General features: G+C 70.9%; 17 protein-coding genes. 6 read left to right on the plus strand and 11 right to left on the minus strand.

Going from position 1 to position 17243, the window contains the following annotated elements; genetic code table 11:
- The 3 genes from ABZ318_RS06220 to ABZ318_RS06230 form a co-directional block, all read right to left on the minus strand.
- A partial coding sequence (locus ABZ318_RS06220; RefSeq protein WP_356901323.1) for a lipoprotein occupies positions 1-492 on the minus strand: 492 nt, incomplete at its 3' end.
- A 258-nt stretch (positions 493-750) separates the two neighbouring features.
- Positions 751-1380, minus strand: coding sequence for an HAD family acid phosphatase (locus ABZ318_RS06225; RefSeq protein WP_356901324.1), 630 nt, complete (start codon positions 1378-1380; stop codon positions 751-753).
- Positions 1381-1637: 257 nt separating this feature from the next.
- On the minus strand, positions 1638-3311 hold the full coding sequence (locus ABZ318_RS06230) for a fumarate hydratase (protein WP_356901325.1): 1674 nt from the start codon (positions 3309-3311) through the stop codon (positions 1638-1640).
- A 341-nt stretch (positions 3312-3652) separates the two neighbouring features.
- Here ABZ318_RS06230 and ABZ318_RS06235 point away from each other — a divergent pair, with 341 nt between their 5' ends.
- Positions 3653-4372: a DUF1707 domain-containing protein gene (locus ABZ318_RS06235; protein ID WP_356901326.1), complete on the plus strand. Its 720-nt coding sequence runs from the start codon at positions 3653-3655 to the stop codon at positions 4370-4372.
- Between the two features lie 158 nt (positions 4373-4530).
- Positions 4531-4902: a WhiB family transcriptional regulator gene (locus ABZ318_RS06240; protein WP_030692804.1), complete on the plus strand. Its 372-nt coding sequence runs from the start codon at positions 4531-4533 to the stop codon at positions 4900-4902.
- A 98-nt stretch (positions 4903-5000) separates the two neighbouring features.
- Here ABZ318_RS06240 and glpX read toward each other — a convergent pair whose 3' ends face one another.
- Positions 5001-6035 (minus strand): class II fructose-bisphosphatase, encoded by a 1035-nt coding sequence (gene glpX, locus ABZ318_RS06245; protein ID WP_356901327.1) that lies wholly within the window; start codon positions 6033-6035, stop codon positions 5001-5003.
- Positions 6036-6152: 117 nt separating this feature from the next.
- Between glpX and ABZ318_RS06250 the strand changes: the two genes are divergently transcribed.
- Positions 6153-6686: a DUF4245 domain-containing protein gene (locus tag ABZ318_RS06250; protein WP_177181643.1), complete on the plus strand. Its 534-nt coding sequence runs from the start codon at positions 6153-6155 to the stop codon at positions 6684-6686.
- An 82-nt stretch (positions 6687-6768) separates the two neighbouring features.
- Here ABZ318_RS06250 and ABZ318_RS06255 read toward each other — a convergent pair whose 3' ends face one another.
- The 4 genes from ABZ318_RS06255 to ABZ318_RS06270 all read right to left on the minus strand — a co-directional run bounded on the left by ABZ318_RS06255 (position 6769) and on the right by ABZ318_RS06270 (position 10466).
- On the minus strand, positions 6769-7359 hold the full coding sequence (locus ABZ318_RS06255; RefSeq protein WP_356901328.1) for a malonic semialdehyde reductase: 591 nt from the start codon (positions 7357-7359) through the stop codon (positions 6769-6771).
- A 142-nt stretch (positions 7360-7501) separates the two neighbouring features.
- The gene (locus tag ABZ318_RS06260; protein ID WP_356901329.1) at positions 7502-7759 is read right to left on the minus strand and encodes an exodeoxyribonuclease VII small subunit; all 258 of its coding nucleotides are present in this window, start codon (positions 7757-7759) and stop codon (positions 7502-7504) included.
- Positions 7760-7815: 56 nt separating this feature from the next.
- Positions 7816-9033, minus strand: coding sequence for an exodeoxyribonuclease VII large subunit (xseA, locus tag ABZ318_RS06265; RefSeq protein WP_356901330.1), 1218 nt, complete (start codon positions 9031-9033; stop codon positions 7816-7818).
- An 80-nt stretch (positions 9034-9113) separates the two neighbouring features.
- Complete coding sequence (locus ABZ318_RS06270; RefSeq protein ID WP_356901331.1) at positions 9114-10466, minus strand: APC family permease; 1353 nt, start codon at positions 10464-10466, stop codon at positions 9114-9116.
- A gap of 54 nt (positions 10467-10520) precedes the next feature.
- On the opposite strand from ABZ318_RS06270, the gene ABZ318_RS06275 reads away from it, so the two are divergent.
- Positions 10521-11573, plus strand: a complete 1053-nt coding sequence (locus tag ABZ318_RS06275; protein ID WP_356901332.1) for a 4-hydroxy-3-methylbut-2-enyl diphosphate reductase — start codon at positions 10521-10523, stop codon at positions 11571-11573.
- A 30-nt stretch (positions 11574-11603) separates the two neighbouring features.
- Positions 11604-12359: a polyphosphate--glucose phosphotransferase gene (ppgK, locus tag ABZ318_RS06280; RefSeq protein ID WP_356901333.1), complete on the plus strand. Its 756-nt coding sequence runs from the start codon at positions 11604-11606 to the stop codon at positions 12357-12359.
- Between the two features lie 137 nt (positions 12360-12496).
- Here the strand turns inward: ppgK and ABZ318_RS06285 are convergent, their stop codons facing one another.
- Entirely contained in the window at positions 12497-13159 is a 663-nt protein-coding gene (locus tag ABZ318_RS06285) for a DUF6542 domain-containing protein (protein ID WP_356901334.1), read from the minus strand.
- A 161-nt stretch (positions 13160-13320) separates the two neighbouring features.
- Here ABZ318_RS06285 and ychF point away from each other — a divergent pair, with 161 nt between their 5' ends.
- The gene (gene ychF, locus ABZ318_RS06290; protein WP_356901335.1) at positions 13321-14430 is read left to right on the plus strand and encodes a redox-regulated ATPase YchF; all 1110 of its coding nucleotides are present in this window, start codon (positions 13321-13323) and stop codon (positions 14428-14430) included.
- A 382-nt stretch (positions 14431-14812) separates the two neighbouring features.
- Here ychF and ABZ318_RS06295 read toward each other — a convergent pair whose 3' ends face one another.
- On the minus strand, positions 14813-15328 hold the full coding sequence (locus ABZ318_RS06295) for a flavin reductase family protein (RefSeq protein WP_356901336.1): 516 nt from the start codon (positions 15326-15328) through the stop codon (positions 14813-14815).
- Positions 15329-15683: 355 nt separating this feature from the next.
- The gene (locus tag ABZ318_RS06300; RefSeq protein WP_356901337.1) at positions 15684-17054 is read right to left on the minus strand and encodes an MFS transporter; all 1371 of its coding nucleotides are present in this window, start codon (positions 17052-17054) and stop codon (positions 15684-15686) included.
- Positions 17055-17243: the final 189 nt, after the last annotated feature.

Here is a 17243-nt window from a genome sequence, read left to right on the forward strand (position 1 = left end):
CTTGGTCTCGTCCGTGAGCTCGCTGTGCGTCGTGTACGTGACCTCGGCGGCGGCCAGCGCACCCGCCCGCGTCTCCCGGTAGGTGACGGCGGAGGGCTTGTCCGCCGCCTTCACGAAGCCTTCGAGAGCGGCCCGGGCCGGACCCTTCGCGGCCGTCCACACCCGCAGGTAGCCGATGTTCCCGGCGGGCTTGGCGTCGACCTCGCAGCGCATGACGGCCGGTCCCTGCCGGGTGAGCGCCGCGAACTCCGGGTTCTCGGGATCGTCGATCGCCTTCGGCTTCCAGCCCTCCGCGAGCCCGAAGGAGACGGGCAGCGCGCAGGCCGTCCCGGGACCGCCGAGCGTGACGGCGGCCTTGAGGGCGGGGGCGGTGGTCTTTCTCGGGGCGGCCGGGGCGTCGGGCTTCGCGACCGTCCCGCAGCCGGTGAGCAGCAGCGCGGCCACCAGGGCGACGGCAGCCGTCGTACGTATCGGGAGTGCTCTGTCTGGCATGGCGCCATGATCCCCGACCCGACGCCCCGGGGTTGCGCCGGACGGGCGAATCCCGGACGGGGAATCCCGGACGGGCACCGGACAGCTCACCGCCCAGGTCCTCGCCACCTTCGACACCTCGGACCAGTCGCCGCCCGCGTTCGACATCGCCGTCACCGGCGGCACCGGCGACTTCAAGGACGCGCGCGGATACATCCGTACGACCCCGGACGGGGACTACGACCGGATGGAGTTCCACATCAACACGCGCTGAGCCCGTTACGACAGCTTGCCGCCGTAGTCCGGGAGCTTGAAGGCGCGCTCGGCGTGGCCGCCGACGAGGTCGGTCGTGTTGTTGCCGATGTTGGCGATGATCGTGTAGCCCTTGGCCTCGATCTCGGCGCGCTTCTCGGTCTTGTACGCGCTGATCTCGCCGAACAGGTCGGGGAGCGAGCGCACGTACAGCCCGTCGACGGGGTAGCCGGCCTTCTTCAGGTTCCAGTCCGTCAGGGAGTGGATGATCCCGGGCCGGGCGGTGACGAAGAAGACGGCCACCCCGCGCGCGTGGGCGTCGCGGACGAGCGCGCGCACGTCCGCGATGGCCGGGGTCGGCAGCTCCCAGAACGGATGGAAGTCCGTCTCCAGGGAGCTGTTGTCGATGTCGAGGACGATGGCCTGCTTCTCGCGGCCGGCGTTCTCGGAGCGCGCCTCGATGTAGGGGCGCGCCTCGGCGACGACGGCCGCCACGTCGCGGCGCCAGGTCGTGTAGTCGACGTCCGCGAGGGCCGCGGCCGACGTGACGTGGGTGTCCGGGTCGGCGGCGGAGGCGGCGGGCGCCGGGCCGACGACGAGGAGGGCCGTCAGACCGAGGGCCGTGGTGGCCGTGGCGGTGGCTTTGACGGAGGGCATGGGGGGCTCCCGAGGGGGTCGACCGGCTCAGTGGTTGACATGCTCGCGCCCCATACTGACCAGTAGGCGACGAGAGGGCTACCGGTCGGTAGCCACTTTCTGAGCGGAGATCGACACCGGGGACGACGGAACCCCCCGGTCCGGCGACGGACCAGGGGGCTCCGGGAGCTGCGCCGGTCAGCCGAGACCGGGACCGCGCACCGGGATGTGCGTGTTGTGATCCTCGGCGGCCCGGGGGCGGCCGCATGAAGGCGACGCTACGACAGCTGCGACCCCTGGCGCACCGGGATGTGCGTGAAGGTCGGCTCGGGCGCCGGGTTCTGGAAGAAGTCGTTGCCCTTGTCGTCGACGACGATGAAGGCCGGGAAGTCCTCGACCTCGATCTTCCAGACCGCCTCCATGCCGAGCTCCTCGTACTCGACGACCTCGACCTTCTTGATGCAGTCCTGCGCGAGACGGGCCGCCGGGCCGCCGATCGAGCCCAGGTAGAAGCCGCCGTGCGCGCCGCACGCGTCCGTGACCTGCTTGGACCGGTTGCCCTTGGCCAGCATGACCTTCGAGCCGCCCGCCGCCTGGAACTGCTCCACGTACGAGTCCATGCGGCCGGCCGTCGTCGGGCCGAAGGAGCCGGAGGCGTAACCCTCGGGGGTCTTCGCCGGGCCCGCGTAGTAGACCGGGTGGTCCTTCAGGTACTGCGGCATCTCCTCGCCCGCGTCCAGCCGCTCCTTGATCTTGGCGTGCGCGATGTCGCGCGCCACTACCAGCGGGCCGCTGAGGGACAGCCGGGTCTTGACCGGGTACTTGGTCAGCTCGGCGAGGATCTCGTCCATCGGCTGGTTGAGGTCGATCTTCACGACGTCCGAGGACTCGTCGAGGTGGGAGTCCTCCGTCTCCGGCAGGAAGCGCGCCGGGTCGGTCTCCAGCTGCTCCAGGAAGACGCCCTCGGCGGTGATCTTCGCGACGGCCTGGCGGTCGGCCGAGCAGGAGACGGCGATCGCGACGGGCAGCGAGGCGCCGTGACGGGGAAGGCGGACGACGCGGACGTCGTGGCAGAAGTACTTGCCGCCGAACTGCGCGCCGATGCCGATCTTCTGCGTCAGCTCGAAGACCTTCTCCTCCAGCTCCTTGTCCCGGAAGCCGTGGCCGGTCTCGGCCGAGCCCTCGGTGGGCAGCTCGTCCAGGTAGTGCGCGGAGGCGTACTTCGCGGTCTTGAGCGCGAACTCGGCGCTCGTGCCGCCGACGACGATCGCCAGGTGGTACGGCGGGCAGGCAGCCGTGCCGAGCGAGCGGATCTTCTCCTCCAGGAACTTCATCATGGAGGCCTCGTTCAGGACCGCCTTGGTCTCCTGGTAGAGGAAGGACTTGTTGGCCGAGCCGCCGCCCTTGGCCATGAAGAGGAACTTGTACGCGCCGCCGTCCGTCGCGTACAGCTCGATCTGCGCGGGCAGGTTCGAGCCGGTGTTCTTCTCCTCCCACATGGTGACCGGCGCCATCTGCGAGTAGCGCAGGTTCAGCTTGGTGTAGGCGTCGTAGACGCCCTTGGACAGGGCCTCCTCGTCACGGCCGGAGGTCAGCACGTTCTGCCCGCGCTTGCCCATGACGATCGCGGTGCCGGTGTCCTGGCACATGGGCAGCACGCCCGCGGCGGCGATGTTCGCGTTCTTCAGGAGGTCGAGCGCGACGAACTTGTCGTTGCTCGACGCCTCCGGGTCGTCGATGATCCGGCGCAGCTGGGCCAGGTGGGCCGGGCGCAGGAAGTGCTGGATGTCGTGGATGGCCTCGGCGGCCAGCTTGCGCAGTGCCTCCGGCTCGACCTTGAGGAACGTACGCCCGTCGGCCTCGAAGGTGGAGACACCTTCGGAGGTCACCAGGCGGTAGGGCGTGGTGTCCTCTCCCAGGGGGAGCAGATCGGAGTACGCAAACTCAGGCATGACGGCGGCCATTCCTCACTCGGCAGACAGCAGCGCCGCCTCCGTTGGCGGCGCGCCCTCCAGCGTAAGACGCGGGGGCGGGCGGGATCCTGTGAGGTAAGGCTCACTAAGCGCGGAGAACGCACCGGAATGGCGTGTTCGGGCCCTGGCCGCGCCCTCTGTCGGGCCCCGGTCGCGTCTCCTGTGGGTCCCTGTCGGGTCCCTGTCGGTCCCTGTCGGGTCCCTGTCGGTCCCTGTCGGGTCCCGGTCGTGTCCCCTAGGGGACACGACCGGAGTGTTGGGGGGTGCGCCCGGGGTGTTCCCTCTGGTTGCGATCTATCGCGTGTCGCTAGGCTGGTTCCGTGGACCTCGAAAAGCAGCCCGAACCCGAGAAGCAGCCGCGGCCGCAGCGGCCGGTCGCCCCCGCCGAGCCCGCTCTCGCCGGGCCCGCCTTCGCCGATCCGCAGGGCTCGCTGCGGGCCTCGGACGCGGACCGGGACCGGATCGCGGACATCCTCCGGGACGCCCTGGCCGAGGGACGGCTCGACGCCGAGGAGCACTCGGACCGGATCGACGCGGTCTACCGGGCCAAGACCGTCGGCGAGTTGGAGCCGATCGTCCGCGACCTGCCGAGCGCCCGCACCTCCCGGGACGCCGAACCGGCCTTCGCCTACGGCCCCGACGACTCCGAGGGCCCCGCGGACAACCTCGTCGCGATCTTCTCCAGCACGACCCGCAAGGGCCGCTGGCGGGTGAGCCGCCGGACGAACGCCTTCGCGCTCTTCGGGAACGTCGAGGTGGACCTGACCGAGGCGATCTTCGCCCAGCGGCTGACCACCATCAACGCCACCTCCGTCTTCGGGAACGTCGAGGTCCGGGTCCCGGAGAACATCAGCCTGCGCGGCAGCGGCAGCGGCGTCTTCGGGAACTTCGAGGTCGTGACCCTGGAAGGGGCCGACCCGCAGGCGCCGGTCGTCGTCGTCAACGGCTTCTCGATCTTCGGGAACGTCGAGGCCAAGCCCAAGCGCGGCAAGTGGATCACCGACCTCCAGGGCAAGCTCCGCAAGAACCTCGGCCGCTGACGCCCGGGAGCCGCCCGGCGGCGGCCGGAAGGTGACCGGAATTCGCCTTCGGATATCCGCAGTGCGGAACGGCGGGGCACGCAGTGCATAGGCACGCGCACAGCGGGTAGGGCTGGTGCATCGCCGCTCGCTCGCGAAGCCGTCGTCAGGAGTAGACCGTGCTGCAACTGCCGCATCAGCCCCTCCAGGTCGCCGCCGTACCTCCTCAGCGCGCCCCTGCCCGGGAGGACGAGGCCGGGCCATGGCACGCGGAGGCGGTGTGCCGCCGGGACGAGGCCGGGCTCTTCTTCGCCCCCTCCAAGGAGCCGACCGCCGCGCGGCTCGCCCGCGAAGAGGCGGCCAAGCGGGTCTGCGCGCGTTGTCCCGTGATGGTCGAGTGCCGGGAGCACGCGCTGCTCCAGCCCGAGCCGTACGGGGTGTGGGGCGGGCTCACGGCGGCGGAGCGCCGCGTCGTCCTCGCCCGGCGCCGGCGGCGCGAGGTGGAGCTGCGGAAGGCGGCAGCGACCGAGCGGATCGCCCAGGCGGGCTGACGGGACCGCGAAGTCCAGCGCCCGGTCCGTACGGGAAGGGGCGCCCCCACCGCACATGGGGGCGCCCCTCTTCGTACGGCCGGCTCCCGGCCGCCCCGCTACTTCGCCCGGTCGAAGTCGATCTGGCTGTACGCGCGCAGCTTCGAGAGCCGGTGCGTCGAGTCGATCTGGCGGATCGTGCCGGACTTGGAGCGCATGACCAGCGACTGCGTGGTCGCGGTCTCGGCGCGGTAGCGCACTCCGCGCAGCAGCTCGCCGTCGGTGATGCCGGTCGCGACGAAGAAGACGTTGTCGCCGCTGACCAGGTCGTTCGTGGAGAGCACGCGGTCCAGGTCGTGGCCCGCGTCCAGGGCCTTCTGGCGCTCGGCGTCGTCCTTCGGCCACAGCTTGCCCTGGATCACGCCGCCGAGGCACTTGATGGCGCAGGCGGAGATGATGCCCTCGGGCGTGCCACCGATGCCCATGAGCATGTCGACGCCGGTGCCCTCGCGGACGGCCATGATCGAGCCGGCGACGTCGCCGTCCGAGATGAACTTGATCCGGGCGCCGGTCTCGCGGATCTCCTTGACGATGCCCTCGTGGCGCGGGCGGTCCAGGATGACGACCGTGATGTCCTCGGGGGAGGAGTTCTTCGCCTTCGCGACCCGGCGGATGTTGACCGAGACGGGGGCGTTGATGTCGACGAAGTCGGCGGCCTCCGGGCCGGTGACCAGCTTGTCCATGTAGAAGACCGCGGACGGGTCGAACATGCTGCCGCGGTCGGCGGCGGCCAGGACGGCGATCGCGTTCGGCATGCCCTTCGCGTTGAGCGTGGTGCCGTCGATCGGGTCGACCGCGATGTCGACCTCGGCGCCGGTGCCGTCGCCGACCCGCTCGCCGTTGAAGAGCATGGGGGCTTCGTCCTTCTCGCCCTCTCCGATGACGACGACGCCGTTCATCGAGACGGTGGAGATCAGGGTCCGCATGGCGTTGACCGCCGCCCCGTCCGCGCCGATCTTGTCGCCGCGGCCGACCCAGCGGCCGGCGGCCATGGCGGCGGCCTCGGTGACGCGGACCAGCTCCAGGGCGAGGTTGCGGTCGGGGGCCTCGGGAGAAACGACAAGCTCGGGCGGAAGGTGGTGGTGCTCGGTCATCGGAACGCACCTTTCTGTACGGCGACGGCCGGGGAAAAGAGGGTGCTGCGACTCTATCGGTACGTCGACAAAATGAGCAGAGGGGCCCACGTATGAGCACGGCACCATGATGCGACCATGGTGGGCGTGGCAGGTATGCGAGGCAGGCAGACGGTACGCGGGATGTTCCAGTCCCTCGGGGTGATCATGGTCGCCGCGGGCGTGATGTATCTCTTCATCCCGCACGACGAGAGCGCCGAACCGGTCAAGGCGAAGGACTACCGGGTCGAGCTCCTCACGGCCCAGCGGGCGGCGCCGTATCCGGTGCTGGCCCCCGAGGGCCTCGGCGAGGGATGGAAGGCGACGGTCGTCTCGTACAAGCGCGAGAAGGGCGACGCCTGGCAGCTCGGTTTCCTCTCCCCGGACACCCAGTACGTGGCGGTCAACCAGTCGACGACGGAACCGGGGAAGTTCGTGCCCGAGGTGACCCGGAAGGCGAAGAACACCGGGAAGACCCAGACGGTGGCCGGACGGGTCTGGCAGCGCTGGGAGGGCCCCAAGTACGACGCGCTGGTCCGTACGGAGAACGGCGCGACGACCGTGGTGACCGGCACGGCCTCCTTCGAGCGGCTGGCCGAGATGGCCGGCTCGCTCCAGGCGAAGAAGGTCTGAGACGGTCCAGTCGAACGGGAAGGGCCCCGCACTCGTGGAGTGCGGGGCCCTTCCCGTGCGCCGTTTCCGTGTGCCGTCAGGCTCAGACGGTGGTGACGACCTCGTCGTACGACAGGCGCGGGGAGCGCGGGAACCAGGCGTCCTCGCCCGGCTTGCCGATGTTGACGACCATCAGCGGGGTGTGGTCGTCGTCCAGGAACTCCTTCTGGACGCCGGCGAAGTCCAGGCCGGTCATCGGGCCGGCGGCCAGGCCGGCGGCGCGGACGCCCACGATGAAGTACGCGGCCTGGAGGGCGGCGTTCAGCAGCGCGGAGCCCTCACGGACCGGGCGCTCGGAGAAGAACGCGTCCTTGGCCTGCGGGAAGTGCGGGAACAGGGCCGGCAGCTCCTCGTGGAACTCGTTGTCGGCCGAGAGGATCGCGACCAGCGGGGCGGCGGCGGTCTTGGGCTGGTTGCCCTCGGCCATGTGCTTCACCAGGCGCTCGCGGGCCTCGGGGGAGCGGACCAGGGTGATGCGCAGCGGGCTCTGGTTGAAGGCGGTGGGGCCGTACTTCACCAGGTCGTAGATCGCCTGGACCTGCTCGTCGGTCACCGGCTCGTCGGTGAACGTGTTGGCGGTACGGGCCTCACGGAAGAGGAGGTCCTGGGCGACGGCGTCAAGGGCGAGAGACATGCTGCGTACCTTCCGAAACTGCACAGGGGGTTCGCTCGTACAAGATTCAAGCGATGCCTCGACAGTACGCCCGAGGTTGGTGAAAATTCAACTAACCTATCCGGATAGTGGTCCGTTTCACTCGGAGTCTACCCGGCGGGCCCTACTCGTCCTCCTCCTCGTCCGCCTCGGCCGCGTGCTCCGCCGCCAGCGAGGCGTCGAGCCGGGCCCGCGCCCCCTCCAGACGGCGCCGGCACACCTTCGCCAGCTCCTCGCCCCGCTCCCAGAGCGCGAGGGACTCCTCCAGGGACGTCCCGCCCGCCTCCAGGCGCCGGACGACCTCGATCAGCTCGTCCCGCGCCTGCTCGTAACCGAGGGCCGCTTCTTCCACGCCCGCGTCCGTGCTCGTATCCGCTGCCATGTGCCGCTCCATCCTCCGTGTCCGGTTCTTTCCTCGTCCCGCTGCCCGCTGCCCGCTCAGGCCGGGTCGGGCACGCGGCGCACCGTGAACTCGCCCTCGGCGACCCGGGCCCGCAGCTCCTCGCCCTCCGCGGCCTCCTCGGGGGAGCGGACCACCGCCCCGTCCGCCCGCTGGAGCACCGCGTACCCCCGCTCCATCGTCGCGGCGGGCGACAGCGCCCGGACCCGCGCCCGCGTGTGCGAGAGCTCCGAGTCCGCCCGGTCCAGAAGGTGCCCGAGCACCCGCCGGCTCCGGGCCAGGAGCGCCGCCACCTCGTCCTCGCGGACCTCCACCATGCGCTGCGGGTGCTCCATGACGGGCCGCGCGAGCGCGTGCGCCAGACCGCGCTCCTCCCGGTCCAGAAGCCCCTGCACGGTCCGCAGCGCCCGGTCCCGCAGCCCGCGCACCCGGTCCAGCTCCTCGCCGACGTCCGGGACGACCTTCTTGGCCGCGTCCGTCGGCGTCGAGGCGCGCAGATCGGCCACCAGGTCGAGCAGCGGGGAGTCCGGCTCGTGCCCGATCGCGGACACCACCGGCGTACGGCAGTCGGCCACCGTACGGATCAGCTGCTCGTCCGAGAACGGCAGCAGGTCCTCGACGCTGCCGCCGCCCCGGGCCACGATGATCACGTCCACGTCCTCGTGCGCGTCCAGCTCCCTGACCGCCTGGACGACCTGCGGGACCGCCTTCACCCCCTGCACCGCGACGTTCCGCACCTCGAAGCGGACGGCCGGCCAGCGGCGGCGCGCGTTCTCCAGGACGTCCCGCTCGGCCGCCGAGGCGCGGCCGCAGACCAGGCCCACGAGGTGCGGCAGGAACGGCAGCGGCTTCTTCCGGTCGAGGGCGAACAGCCCCTCCGAGGCCAGGCTCCGCTTCAGCTGTTCGAGCCGGGCGAGCAGCTCGCCGATCCCGACCGGCTTGATCTCCACCGCCCGCAGCGACAGCTGCCCGCGCGGCGCGTACCACTCGGGCTTGGCGTGCACGACGACCCGGGCGCCCTCCGACACGACGTCCGCGACCGCGTCGAAGACCTTGCGGTAGCAGGTGACGCCGATGGAGATGTCGTGCGAGGGATCCCGCAGCGTCAGGAAGACGACTCCGGCGCCCGGGCGCCGCGACAGCTGCGTGATCTGCCCCTCGACCCAGATCGCCCCGAGCCGGTCGATCCACCCCCCGATGAGCCGGGAGACCTCACCGACGGGAAGCGGTGCTTCGGCGGACGTAGTCAGAGCCATGGACCGAGCGTAACCGCGCGGTACGACAACGTCAGGGGTGCGCGGCGGCCGCCCGGCCCGCCCGGGAGCTCCGAGCGGCGTCACGCGCGCGTGGACGGCCTCGTCGCGCCCTGGACGGCGAGGACGACGAGGCCCACCCCCAGCCACACCACGCCCACCACCTGAGCGGCGGCCGAGGCCTCGACGATCACCGCGATCAGGATCGCCGCACCGACCACCGGCAGCACGACGTGCTTCAGCCAGTGCGGCGGCCCCTCCGCCCGCCGCACGGCGAACCAGCCCACCACGCTCGCGTGCAGCAGGACGAAGGCGGTCAGCGCGCCGACGTCGACCACCGAGACCAGCTGGTCGAGGCCGTCGTCCCGGCGCGCCGCCCACACCGCCGCGATCATCGTCACGGTCGCGGACACGAGGAGCGCCACCCGGGGGACGCCGCCGTCGGTGCGGGCCAGCAGGTGCGGAAGACGCCGGTCGCGGCCCATCGCGAACAGCAGCCTGCCGCCCGCCGCCTGCCCCGCGAGCGCCGCGAAGGCCGCGCCGATCGCCTTCGACACGGCCACCAGGTCGTGCAGCCAGTCGCCGACCGAGGCGTCCATGGCGTCGTAGAAGGCCGAGCCCTGCTTGGCCGGGTCGGCGGCGAGCTCCGCCGAGGAGACCGGTTCGAGGAGTGCCACCAGCCAGGTCTGGGCCACGAACAGGACGCCCGCCAGCGCCAGGCAGAACAGCACCGCCCGCGCCACCTTCCGCGAGCCCCCCGTGACCTCCTCCGCGAAGGAGGCGATCGCGTCGAAGCCCAGGTATGACAGGACGGCCACCGAGACCGCGCCCACCACCGCGGCGAGCGAGAACGAGCCGTCACCGGCGAGCGGCGACCACCCGTCGCGCAGCGCCCCGTCCCGTACGAGCACCACCACCGCCGACACGACGAAGACCAGCAGGACGACGATCTCCATGGCGAGCACCGCGAAGCCGACCCGGGCCGCCGCCCGCACGCCCCACAGGTTCAGCAGCGTGGTGACCACCACGGCGATCCCGGTCCACACCCACCGGTCCACCTCCGGGACCAGCGCCTCCATCGCGATGCCCGCGAAGAGGTAGGCGACGGCCGGGATCAGCAGGTAGTCGAGCATCGCCATCCACCCGGCGACGAACCCCGGCCCCTCCCCGAGGCCCTTGCGCGCGTACGTGAAGACGGAGCCGGCCTGCGGCGCGACCCGCACCATCTGGGCGTAGCTGAACGCCGTGAACGCCATGGCCACGGTCGCCACGACGTACACCAGTGCCACGGCCCCGTGCGACTTCGCGTCGAGCGTCCCGAAGACGCCGACCGGTGCCATGGGGGCGATGAACAGCAGTCCGTACACGACAAGGTCACGGAATCCGAGATTCCGACGGAGCCCCTCATGGTCCGCCACCTGCGTCTCCTGAGCCATGGCGCCAGTTTCGGCCACGGCGCCGCTCCAACCGCTCACCGACGCGGCCTTACGATGGGACGCATGACTGCAACGCCCGCGCCGACGCCCGATTCCGCCTCCGCGACGAACCGCCCGAAGCGTGTCCTGCTCGCCGCTCCCCGTGGCTACTGCGCGGGCGTGGACCGTGCCGTGATCGCCGTCGAGAAGGCCCTGGAACAGTACGGTGCGCCGATCTACGTCCGGCACGAGATCGTCCACAACAAGTACGTGGTCCAGACGCTGGAGCGGAAGGGCGCGATCTTCGTCGACCAGGCGACGGAGGTGCCGCCGGGCAACATCGTGATGTTCTCCGCGCACGGCGTCGCCCCCACCGTCCACGAGGAGGCCCGCGCGGGCCGGCTCGCGACCATCGACGCCACCTGCCCGCTGGTCACCAAGGTCCACAAGGAAGCCGTCCGCTTCGCCAAGGAGGACTTCGACATCCTCCTCATCGGCCACGAGGGCCACGAGGAGGTCATCGGCACCTCCGGCGAGGCACCCGACCACATCCAGCTGGTCGACGGCCCCGAGGACGTGGCCAAGGTCGAGGTCCGCGACCCCTCCCGGGTCGTCTGGCTCTCCCAGACCACGCTCTCGGTCGACGAGACGATGGAGACGGTCGACGCGCTGAAGGAGAAGTTCCCGCAGCTGATCTCCCCGCCGTCCGACGACATCTGCTACGCCACGCAGAACCGCCAGACCGCCATCAAGGAGCTCGCCGGTCAGGCCGAGCTGGTGATCGTCGTCGGCTCGAAGAACTCCTCCAACTCGATCCGCATGGTCGAGGTCGCCAAGCAGGCCGGCGTCCCCGCCGCGTACCTCGTCGACTTCGCCAGCGAGATCGACGAGGCCTGGCTGGAGGGCGTGACCAGCGTCGGCCTCTCCTCCGGCGCCTCCGTCCCGGACGTCCTGGTGCAGGAGGTCCTGGAGTGGCTCGCCGAGCGCGGCTACGCGGACGTGGAGATCGTCAAGACGGCGGACGAGTCCCTGACCTTCTCCCTGCCCAAGGAGCTCCGCAACAAGGACCTGCGGGCCGAGGCCGAGAAGCTCGCGGCGTCCGCGCCCGCCGCGTCCGTCGAGGAGTAGCGCGGCGCGCCTGCCTTTACCGTGGGGTCCATGAACGTCTTCGGAGTGGACATCGGCGGCTCGGGCATCAAGGGCGCTCCCGTGGACCTGGAACGCGGAGCGCTCGCCGAGGAGCGCCACAAGGTACTGACCCCGCAGCCCGCCACACCCGACGGTGTGGCGGGCTGCGTCGCGGAGGTCGTGACGCACTTCGGCTGGACGGGGCCGGTGGGGGTGACCTTCCCGGGCGTCGTGACCGGCTCCACCGTCCGTACGGCCGCCAACGTCGACAAGTCCTGGATCGGCGTCGACGCGGGCTCCCTGATCAGCGACCGCCTCGGCGGGCGCCCGGTGACCGTCCTGAACGACGCGGACGCGGCCGGGGTCGCGGAGATGACCTTCGGCGCGGGCCGGGGCCGCAAGGGCACGGTGATCCTGCTGACCCTCGGCACGGGCATCGGCTCCGCCGTCTTCGTCGACGGCCGGCTCGTCCCCAACACCGAGCTGGGCCACCTGGAGCTCAAGGGCCACGACGCGGAGACCCGGGCCTCGACCAGGGCCAAGGAGGACGAGGGCCTCAGCTGGGAGCACTGGGCGACCCGGCGGCTGCGCAAGTACCTCGCGCACGTCGAGATGCTCTTCTCGCCCGAGCTGTTCATCATCGGCGGCGGCGTGAGCCGCAAGGCGGACAAGTTCCTGCCGCTGATCGAGGGCATCCGCGCGAAGATCGTCCCGGCGGAGCTGCAGAACAACGCGGGGATCGTGGGGGCGGGGATGGCGGCGGGGACGGAGGCGAGGGTGGTCTGAGGGGGCGGGGGCTGGGGCGGGGCGGGGATCCGGGATCCAATATCCGGCATACGAATACCGAATATTGGATCCGAATATTGGATCCGAGCGGTCGGATCCAAGCCAGCGGATCCGACCTACGGGATCCCGTATCCGGGTTACGCCACGGTCCGCCGCGCCGCCGCCGCCGCGGCAGCACGCTGATGGCGCCGCCCCATGTCCCGCACCTTGCGGACGCTCGCGATGAGGCCGGCGACGAGGGTGCCGCCGTAGAGCCAGCCGGCGTGCACGGCGAGGGCGGTCACGACGGCCATGGCCTGGCCGCCGAAGCCGCCCGTACCGCCCGCGACCGGGACGATGCCGACGGCGAAGGCGATGGGGACGCCGATCGGGGCGGTGACCAGGTCGGCGGTCCGGACCCAGAGCGCGGTCAGGGCGCTGACCGGCAGGAACAGCAGCCCGTAGACGACGGGGGAGCCGTCCAGGAGCAACTGGTCGAGGAGACCGAGGGCCAGCATGACGGCGGAGGCGAAGAGCCCGGCACCGAGCCCGGTGAGACGGGGCGAGGGGAGCCGGCGCAGGGCGAGGACGACCGGCGGCACGGGCCGGCGCCCGGCGGGCCGCCCGGACGCACGGGCAGCCGGGCGGTCGGCGACCACGGCCCGCTCCACGCGGGCGCGACCGGACGCGCGGCCGGCTCTGCCGGTCACGCGGTAGACGGCCGCGCCCTCCACGAGAGCGCCGGGCGGTGCGACCGGCGGCGTGGCGGGGGTCTGCGGCCTTCGACGGCCTTGCGGCTGACTTGTCCTGTGCTGCTCCACCCGACCAACGTAGGTCGGAAAGGGGTGGTAACCGGGTCCGGGACACGCCCTTTGGGTGACCTTGCCCCCGAGAACGACCGAAGGTCTCCGTCACTGGCCGGTTCGGCCCGCCCGTAAACTGGGGAATCGGCCCACCATCCACACTTCAGGAAGTCGCCACCGTGTCGCTCACGATCGGAATCGTCGGTCTGCCGAATGTCGGCAAGTCGACCCTGTTCAACGCCCTGACCAAGAACGACGTGCTGGCGGCCAACTACCCGTTCGCCACGATCGAGCCCAACGTCGGCGTCGTCGGTGTCCCCGACCCCCGCCTGGCCAAGCTCGCGGAGATCTTCGGCTCCCAGCGCATCCTCCCGGCGACGGTCGACTTCGTCGACATCGCCGGCATCGTGCGCGGCGCGAGCGAGGGCGAGGGCCTGGGCAACAAGTTCCTCGCGAACATCCGCGAGTCGGACGCGATCTGCCAGGTCATCCGCGCCTTCAAGGACGAGAACGTCGTCCACGTCGACGGCAAGGTCTCGCCGAAGGACGACATCGAGACGATCAACACCGAGCTGATCCTCGCCGACCTCCAGACCATCGAGAAGGTCCTCCCGCGCCTCCAGAAGGAGTCCCGGATCAAGAAGGACGTGGCGCCCAAGGTCGCCGCCGTCGAGGCCGCCCAGGCGATCCTGGAGAAGGGCGACACCCTCTTCTCGCAGGGCATCGTCCAGGGCTCGGAGAAGGCGGAGCTGCTGCACGACCTCCACCTCCTCACCACGAAGCCGTTCCTGTACGTCTTCAACGTGGACGAGGACGAGCTCACGGACGACGACTTCAAGGCGGAGCAGAGCGCCCTGGTCGCCCCCGCCGAGGCGATCTTCCTCAACGCCAAGCTGGAGGCGGACCTCGCCGAGCTCGACGAGGAGGACGCCATGGAGCTCCTCCAGTCCGTCGGCGCCGAGGAGCCCGGTCTCGCCATCCTCGCCCGCGTCGGCTTCGCCACCCTCGGTCTCCAGACCTACCTGACGGCCGGCCCGAAGGAATCCCGCGCCTGGACGATCAAGCAGGGCGCGACGGCCCCCGAGGCGGCCGGTGTCATCCACACCGACTTCCAGAAGAACTTCATCAAGGCCGAGGTCATCTCCTTCGCCGACCTCGTCGCCACCGGCTCGGTCGCCGAAGCCCGTGCGGCCGGCAAGGCCCGCATGGAGGGCAAGGAGTACGTCATGCAGGACGGCGACGTCGTCGAGTTCCGGCACGGAGGAACGTCCGGGAGCGGGAAGAAGTAGCTGCTCCAAGCCCCTTGAGCCAAGGTCGCACGGTTCGAACACGGTTCCTGTGCGGGTGACCTCTTGGCGGTCGGGGCACAACGTCAGGGCCTCCTGGTGGCTCGGGGTCGCGATCCCGACCGAGCAGCACCAGGAGGCCCTGTGTCGCCGTCTTCCGTGCTCGCGTCTTCGGAGTCCAACGCGCCGTCTCCGGCGTGTGACCGTCTCGCGCACGGGCTCGGGCGGGACGGCGGGAAGAAGGCGGGCGGCCGCAAGCGGGGTGAACACCCCCGGCCGCACCTGGAGCGCCCCTCCCCGCTCGCCCTCCTCCCGCTGTTGTCGTGGACGACGGCGATCATTCCCGGGCTTCGCTGCCGGCCGGCCCTCGGGACAGGGCTCGCGGTCAGGCCACGTCGCCCAACGCCGCAACCAGCAGCCCGCAGCGGGTGGGCCTCAGGAGCACCTGGCGCACCTTGGCGAAGAGGGTGACCTGATCGCCGTGCGAGGAGTGGCCCATGATCGCGCAGTTGGCCACCACATGCGCGTCGCTGCGCAAGTGAGGTCCGGTGGCGTCGCGCGGTACGGTCCAGTCGACCCGGTCGAAGGCTTCGGACGCCTCGGAGGCGAACAGCCCGGCGACCGAACGGGCGCTCCGGGGAAGGAGGTTGAGGGCGAACTCCCCGAGGGTGAGCGCCGCTTCGGCGGTGGGGCTTCCGCTGCGCAGGCTCACCAGGACGGCGGGCGGATCGAGGGTGACCGTCGACAGAAAGGTGCACGCCGTGCCCCAGGGGCGGGCCTCGGTGTCGAAGGCGGTGGCGATGGCCACGCCCGCGCGCATGCGTGCCGCCAAGCGCTTCATGCCGTCGGCGCCGGCCGGGCGCATCCGATGGGCCGCGCGCGTACGCGCTGTTCGGATCACGCGATGCTCCGCGCGCTGCTGGCCGGACGGCTGCGTGGCACGGGACACGGTGCCGCGGTCCGGTCGCCCGCTCCCTTGCGACGAAGGACTCGACTCCAGAAACTCGCGTCGTTCATGGCACCCTCCTGAGCTGTGCGGCAGCGGATATCCCATCGCGCCGTGGCTGTTCAGGAGAAGCGCGGCCCTCTCGACGGGTCCCGGGAATTCGGAACCTCACCTGGAAACCGGGGGCCGCGCTCCGCCGTCGGCCTCTGCCCGAGTACAGGAAACGCTCTGGACATTACCAGCGGAATTCGCTTCGCAGCAGATAGTTACCGCATGAATGCGCGTGTGTTTCCCACATGCCACCGGGCGTTCAGTGCTGTTCGGCGCCCTCCGCGTCGGGACCGGTGCGCGGCAGGACGGCGAGGGCGAGCAGGACGCCGCCCACCACGACCACGGCACCGATCAGCATGCCGAGCGCGTAGCCGTCCGTGAGGGCCTCCATCGTGCCGGAGTCCCCGGTGCGCGCGTTGGCGGCGGTGCCCAGGGCGGCCAGCCCGAGCGCGGCGCCGATCTGGCGCGAACTGTTGAGCAGACCCGAGGCGGCGCCCGCCTCGTGGGCCGCGACCCCCGTGGTGCCGAGGGAGGCCATCGGAGCGAGACAGAGCCCGATGCCGATGCTGGCGACGATCGACGGCCCGAGGACGTCGGTGGCGAACGAACCGTTGGCGGTGAACAGGCTGAACCAGGCGAATCCGATCCCGGTCAGCGCACCGCCGATGACGAGCACCATCCGGGGCGCGAGACGGCCGCCCAGCTTGATGGCGAGCACCGAGCCGAAGACGACGCCGAACGCGAGCGGCAGGAATTCGACGCCGCTGCGGGCAGGGCTGCTCCCCAGCACGCGCTGGAGGTACAGGGAGACGAAGTAGAAGGCCGACGCCATGGCGCCGCCGAGGAGGAGGACGAAGACGTTGGCGCCGGCGACCGAGCGGTTGCGGAACAGGCCGAGCCGGATGAGCGGGTCGCGGGAGGTGGTCTTCTCCACGAAGAGGAAGGCGACCAGCAGGACGACGGCCGCGGCCAGCGTCGTGAGGGTCGTGGACGAGGTCCACGGGTGCTGGTCGGTGCGGACGATGCCGAACACGAACAGGCCCATGCCGGCGGTGGCGAGGACGGCGCCCAGCACGTCCGGGCGGCCGCGCTCGACCGAGGGCCCGTCGGCCGCGATGCCGCGCCAGGCCAGGACCAACGCGACGACGACCATCGGCACGTTGACGAACATCACCCACTCCCAGCCCGCGTACTCGGTGAGCAGACCGCCGATGAGGACGCCGAAGGCCGCGCCCGCGGCGTTCACCGCGCTCCACACACCGAACGCCTTCACGCGTTCCGGGCCGGACGGGAAGGTCGAGGTCAGCAGCGCCAGCGCGGCCGGAGCCAGCGCGGCGGCCCCGATGCCCTGCCCGGCCCGGGCGGCCACCAGATGCCCCGGTTCCGTCGCGAAGCCGCCGAGGAGGGAGCCGATGCCGAACAGGGTGAGGCCGATCAGCACGAGCCGCTTCCGGCCGAACAGGTCGGCGATCTTGCCGCCCAGGAGGAGCAGCCCGCCGAAGGTGAGGGCGTAGGCGTGGATCACCCAGGTCAGGCCCACTTCGCTGAAGCCCAGGCTGGTGCGGATCTGGGGGAGTCCGACGTTCACGACCGACAGGTCGAGGGACACCATGAACTGCACGACAGCCACCGCGGCGAGCGTGAGCCCCGGCCGGGCGCCCCCATCAGTGGCCGGCGTTTCCTTTAACGAATCCGTATTGGTCACTGCGTCTCAATCTCTCTGTCGTCGCGTGTCTCGGTGGATTTTCGAACGCTTTCTAAAATGACATCGCGGCAGTGTACTGTCCATCAAGTAACCTGAGAAGTAACCCAATTGAGT

This window comes from Streptomyces sp. NPDC006197, assembly GCF_040613865.1.
GTDB lineage: Bacteria > Actinomycetota > Actinomycetes > Streptomycetales > Streptomycetaceae > Streptomyces.

Excerpts from the sequence above, each read along its gene's own strand:
- ABZ318_RS06225 (WP_356901324.1), bottom strand. The coding sequence starts at position 1,380 with ATGCCCTCCGTCAAAGCCACCGCCACGGCCACCACGGCCCTCGGTCTG.
- ABZ318_RS06230 (WP_356901325.1), bottom strand. The coding sequence starts at position 3,311 with ATGCCTGAGTTTGCGTACTCCGATCTGCTCCCCCTGGGAGAGGACACC.
- glpX (WP_356901327.1), bottom strand. The coding sequence starts at position 6,035 with ATGACCGAGCACCACCACCTTCCGCCCGAGCTTGTCGTTTCTCCCGAG.
- ABZ318_RS06250 (WP_177181643.1), top strand. The coding sequence starts at position 6,153 with ATGGTGGGCGTGGCAGGTATGCGAGGCAGGCAGACGGTACGCGGGATG.
- ABZ318_RS06255 (WP_356901328.1), bottom strand. The coding sequence starts at position 7,359 with ATGTCTCTCGCCCTTGACGCCGTCGCCCAGGACCTCCTCTTCCGTGAG.
- ABZ318_RS06260 (WP_356901329.1), bottom strand. The coding sequence starts at position 7,759 with ATGGCAGCGGATACGAGCACGGACGCGGGCGTGGAAGAAGCGGCCCTC.
- xseA (WP_356901330.1), bottom strand. The coding sequence starts at position 9,033 with ATGGCTCTGACTACGTCCGCCGAAGCACCGCTTCCCGTCGGTGAGGTC.
- ABZ318_RS06270 (WP_356901331.1), bottom strand. The coding sequence starts at position 10,466 with ATGGCTCAGGAGACGCAGGTGGCGGACCATGAGGGGCTCCGTCGGAAT.
- ABZ318_RS06275 (WP_356901332.1), top strand. The coding sequence starts at position 10,521 with ATGGGACGCATGACTGCAACGCCCGCGCCGACGCCCGATTCCGCCTCC.
- ppgK (WP_356901333.1), top strand. The coding sequence starts at position 11,604 with ATGAACGTCTTCGGAGTGGACATCGGCGGCTCGGGCATCAAGGGCGCT.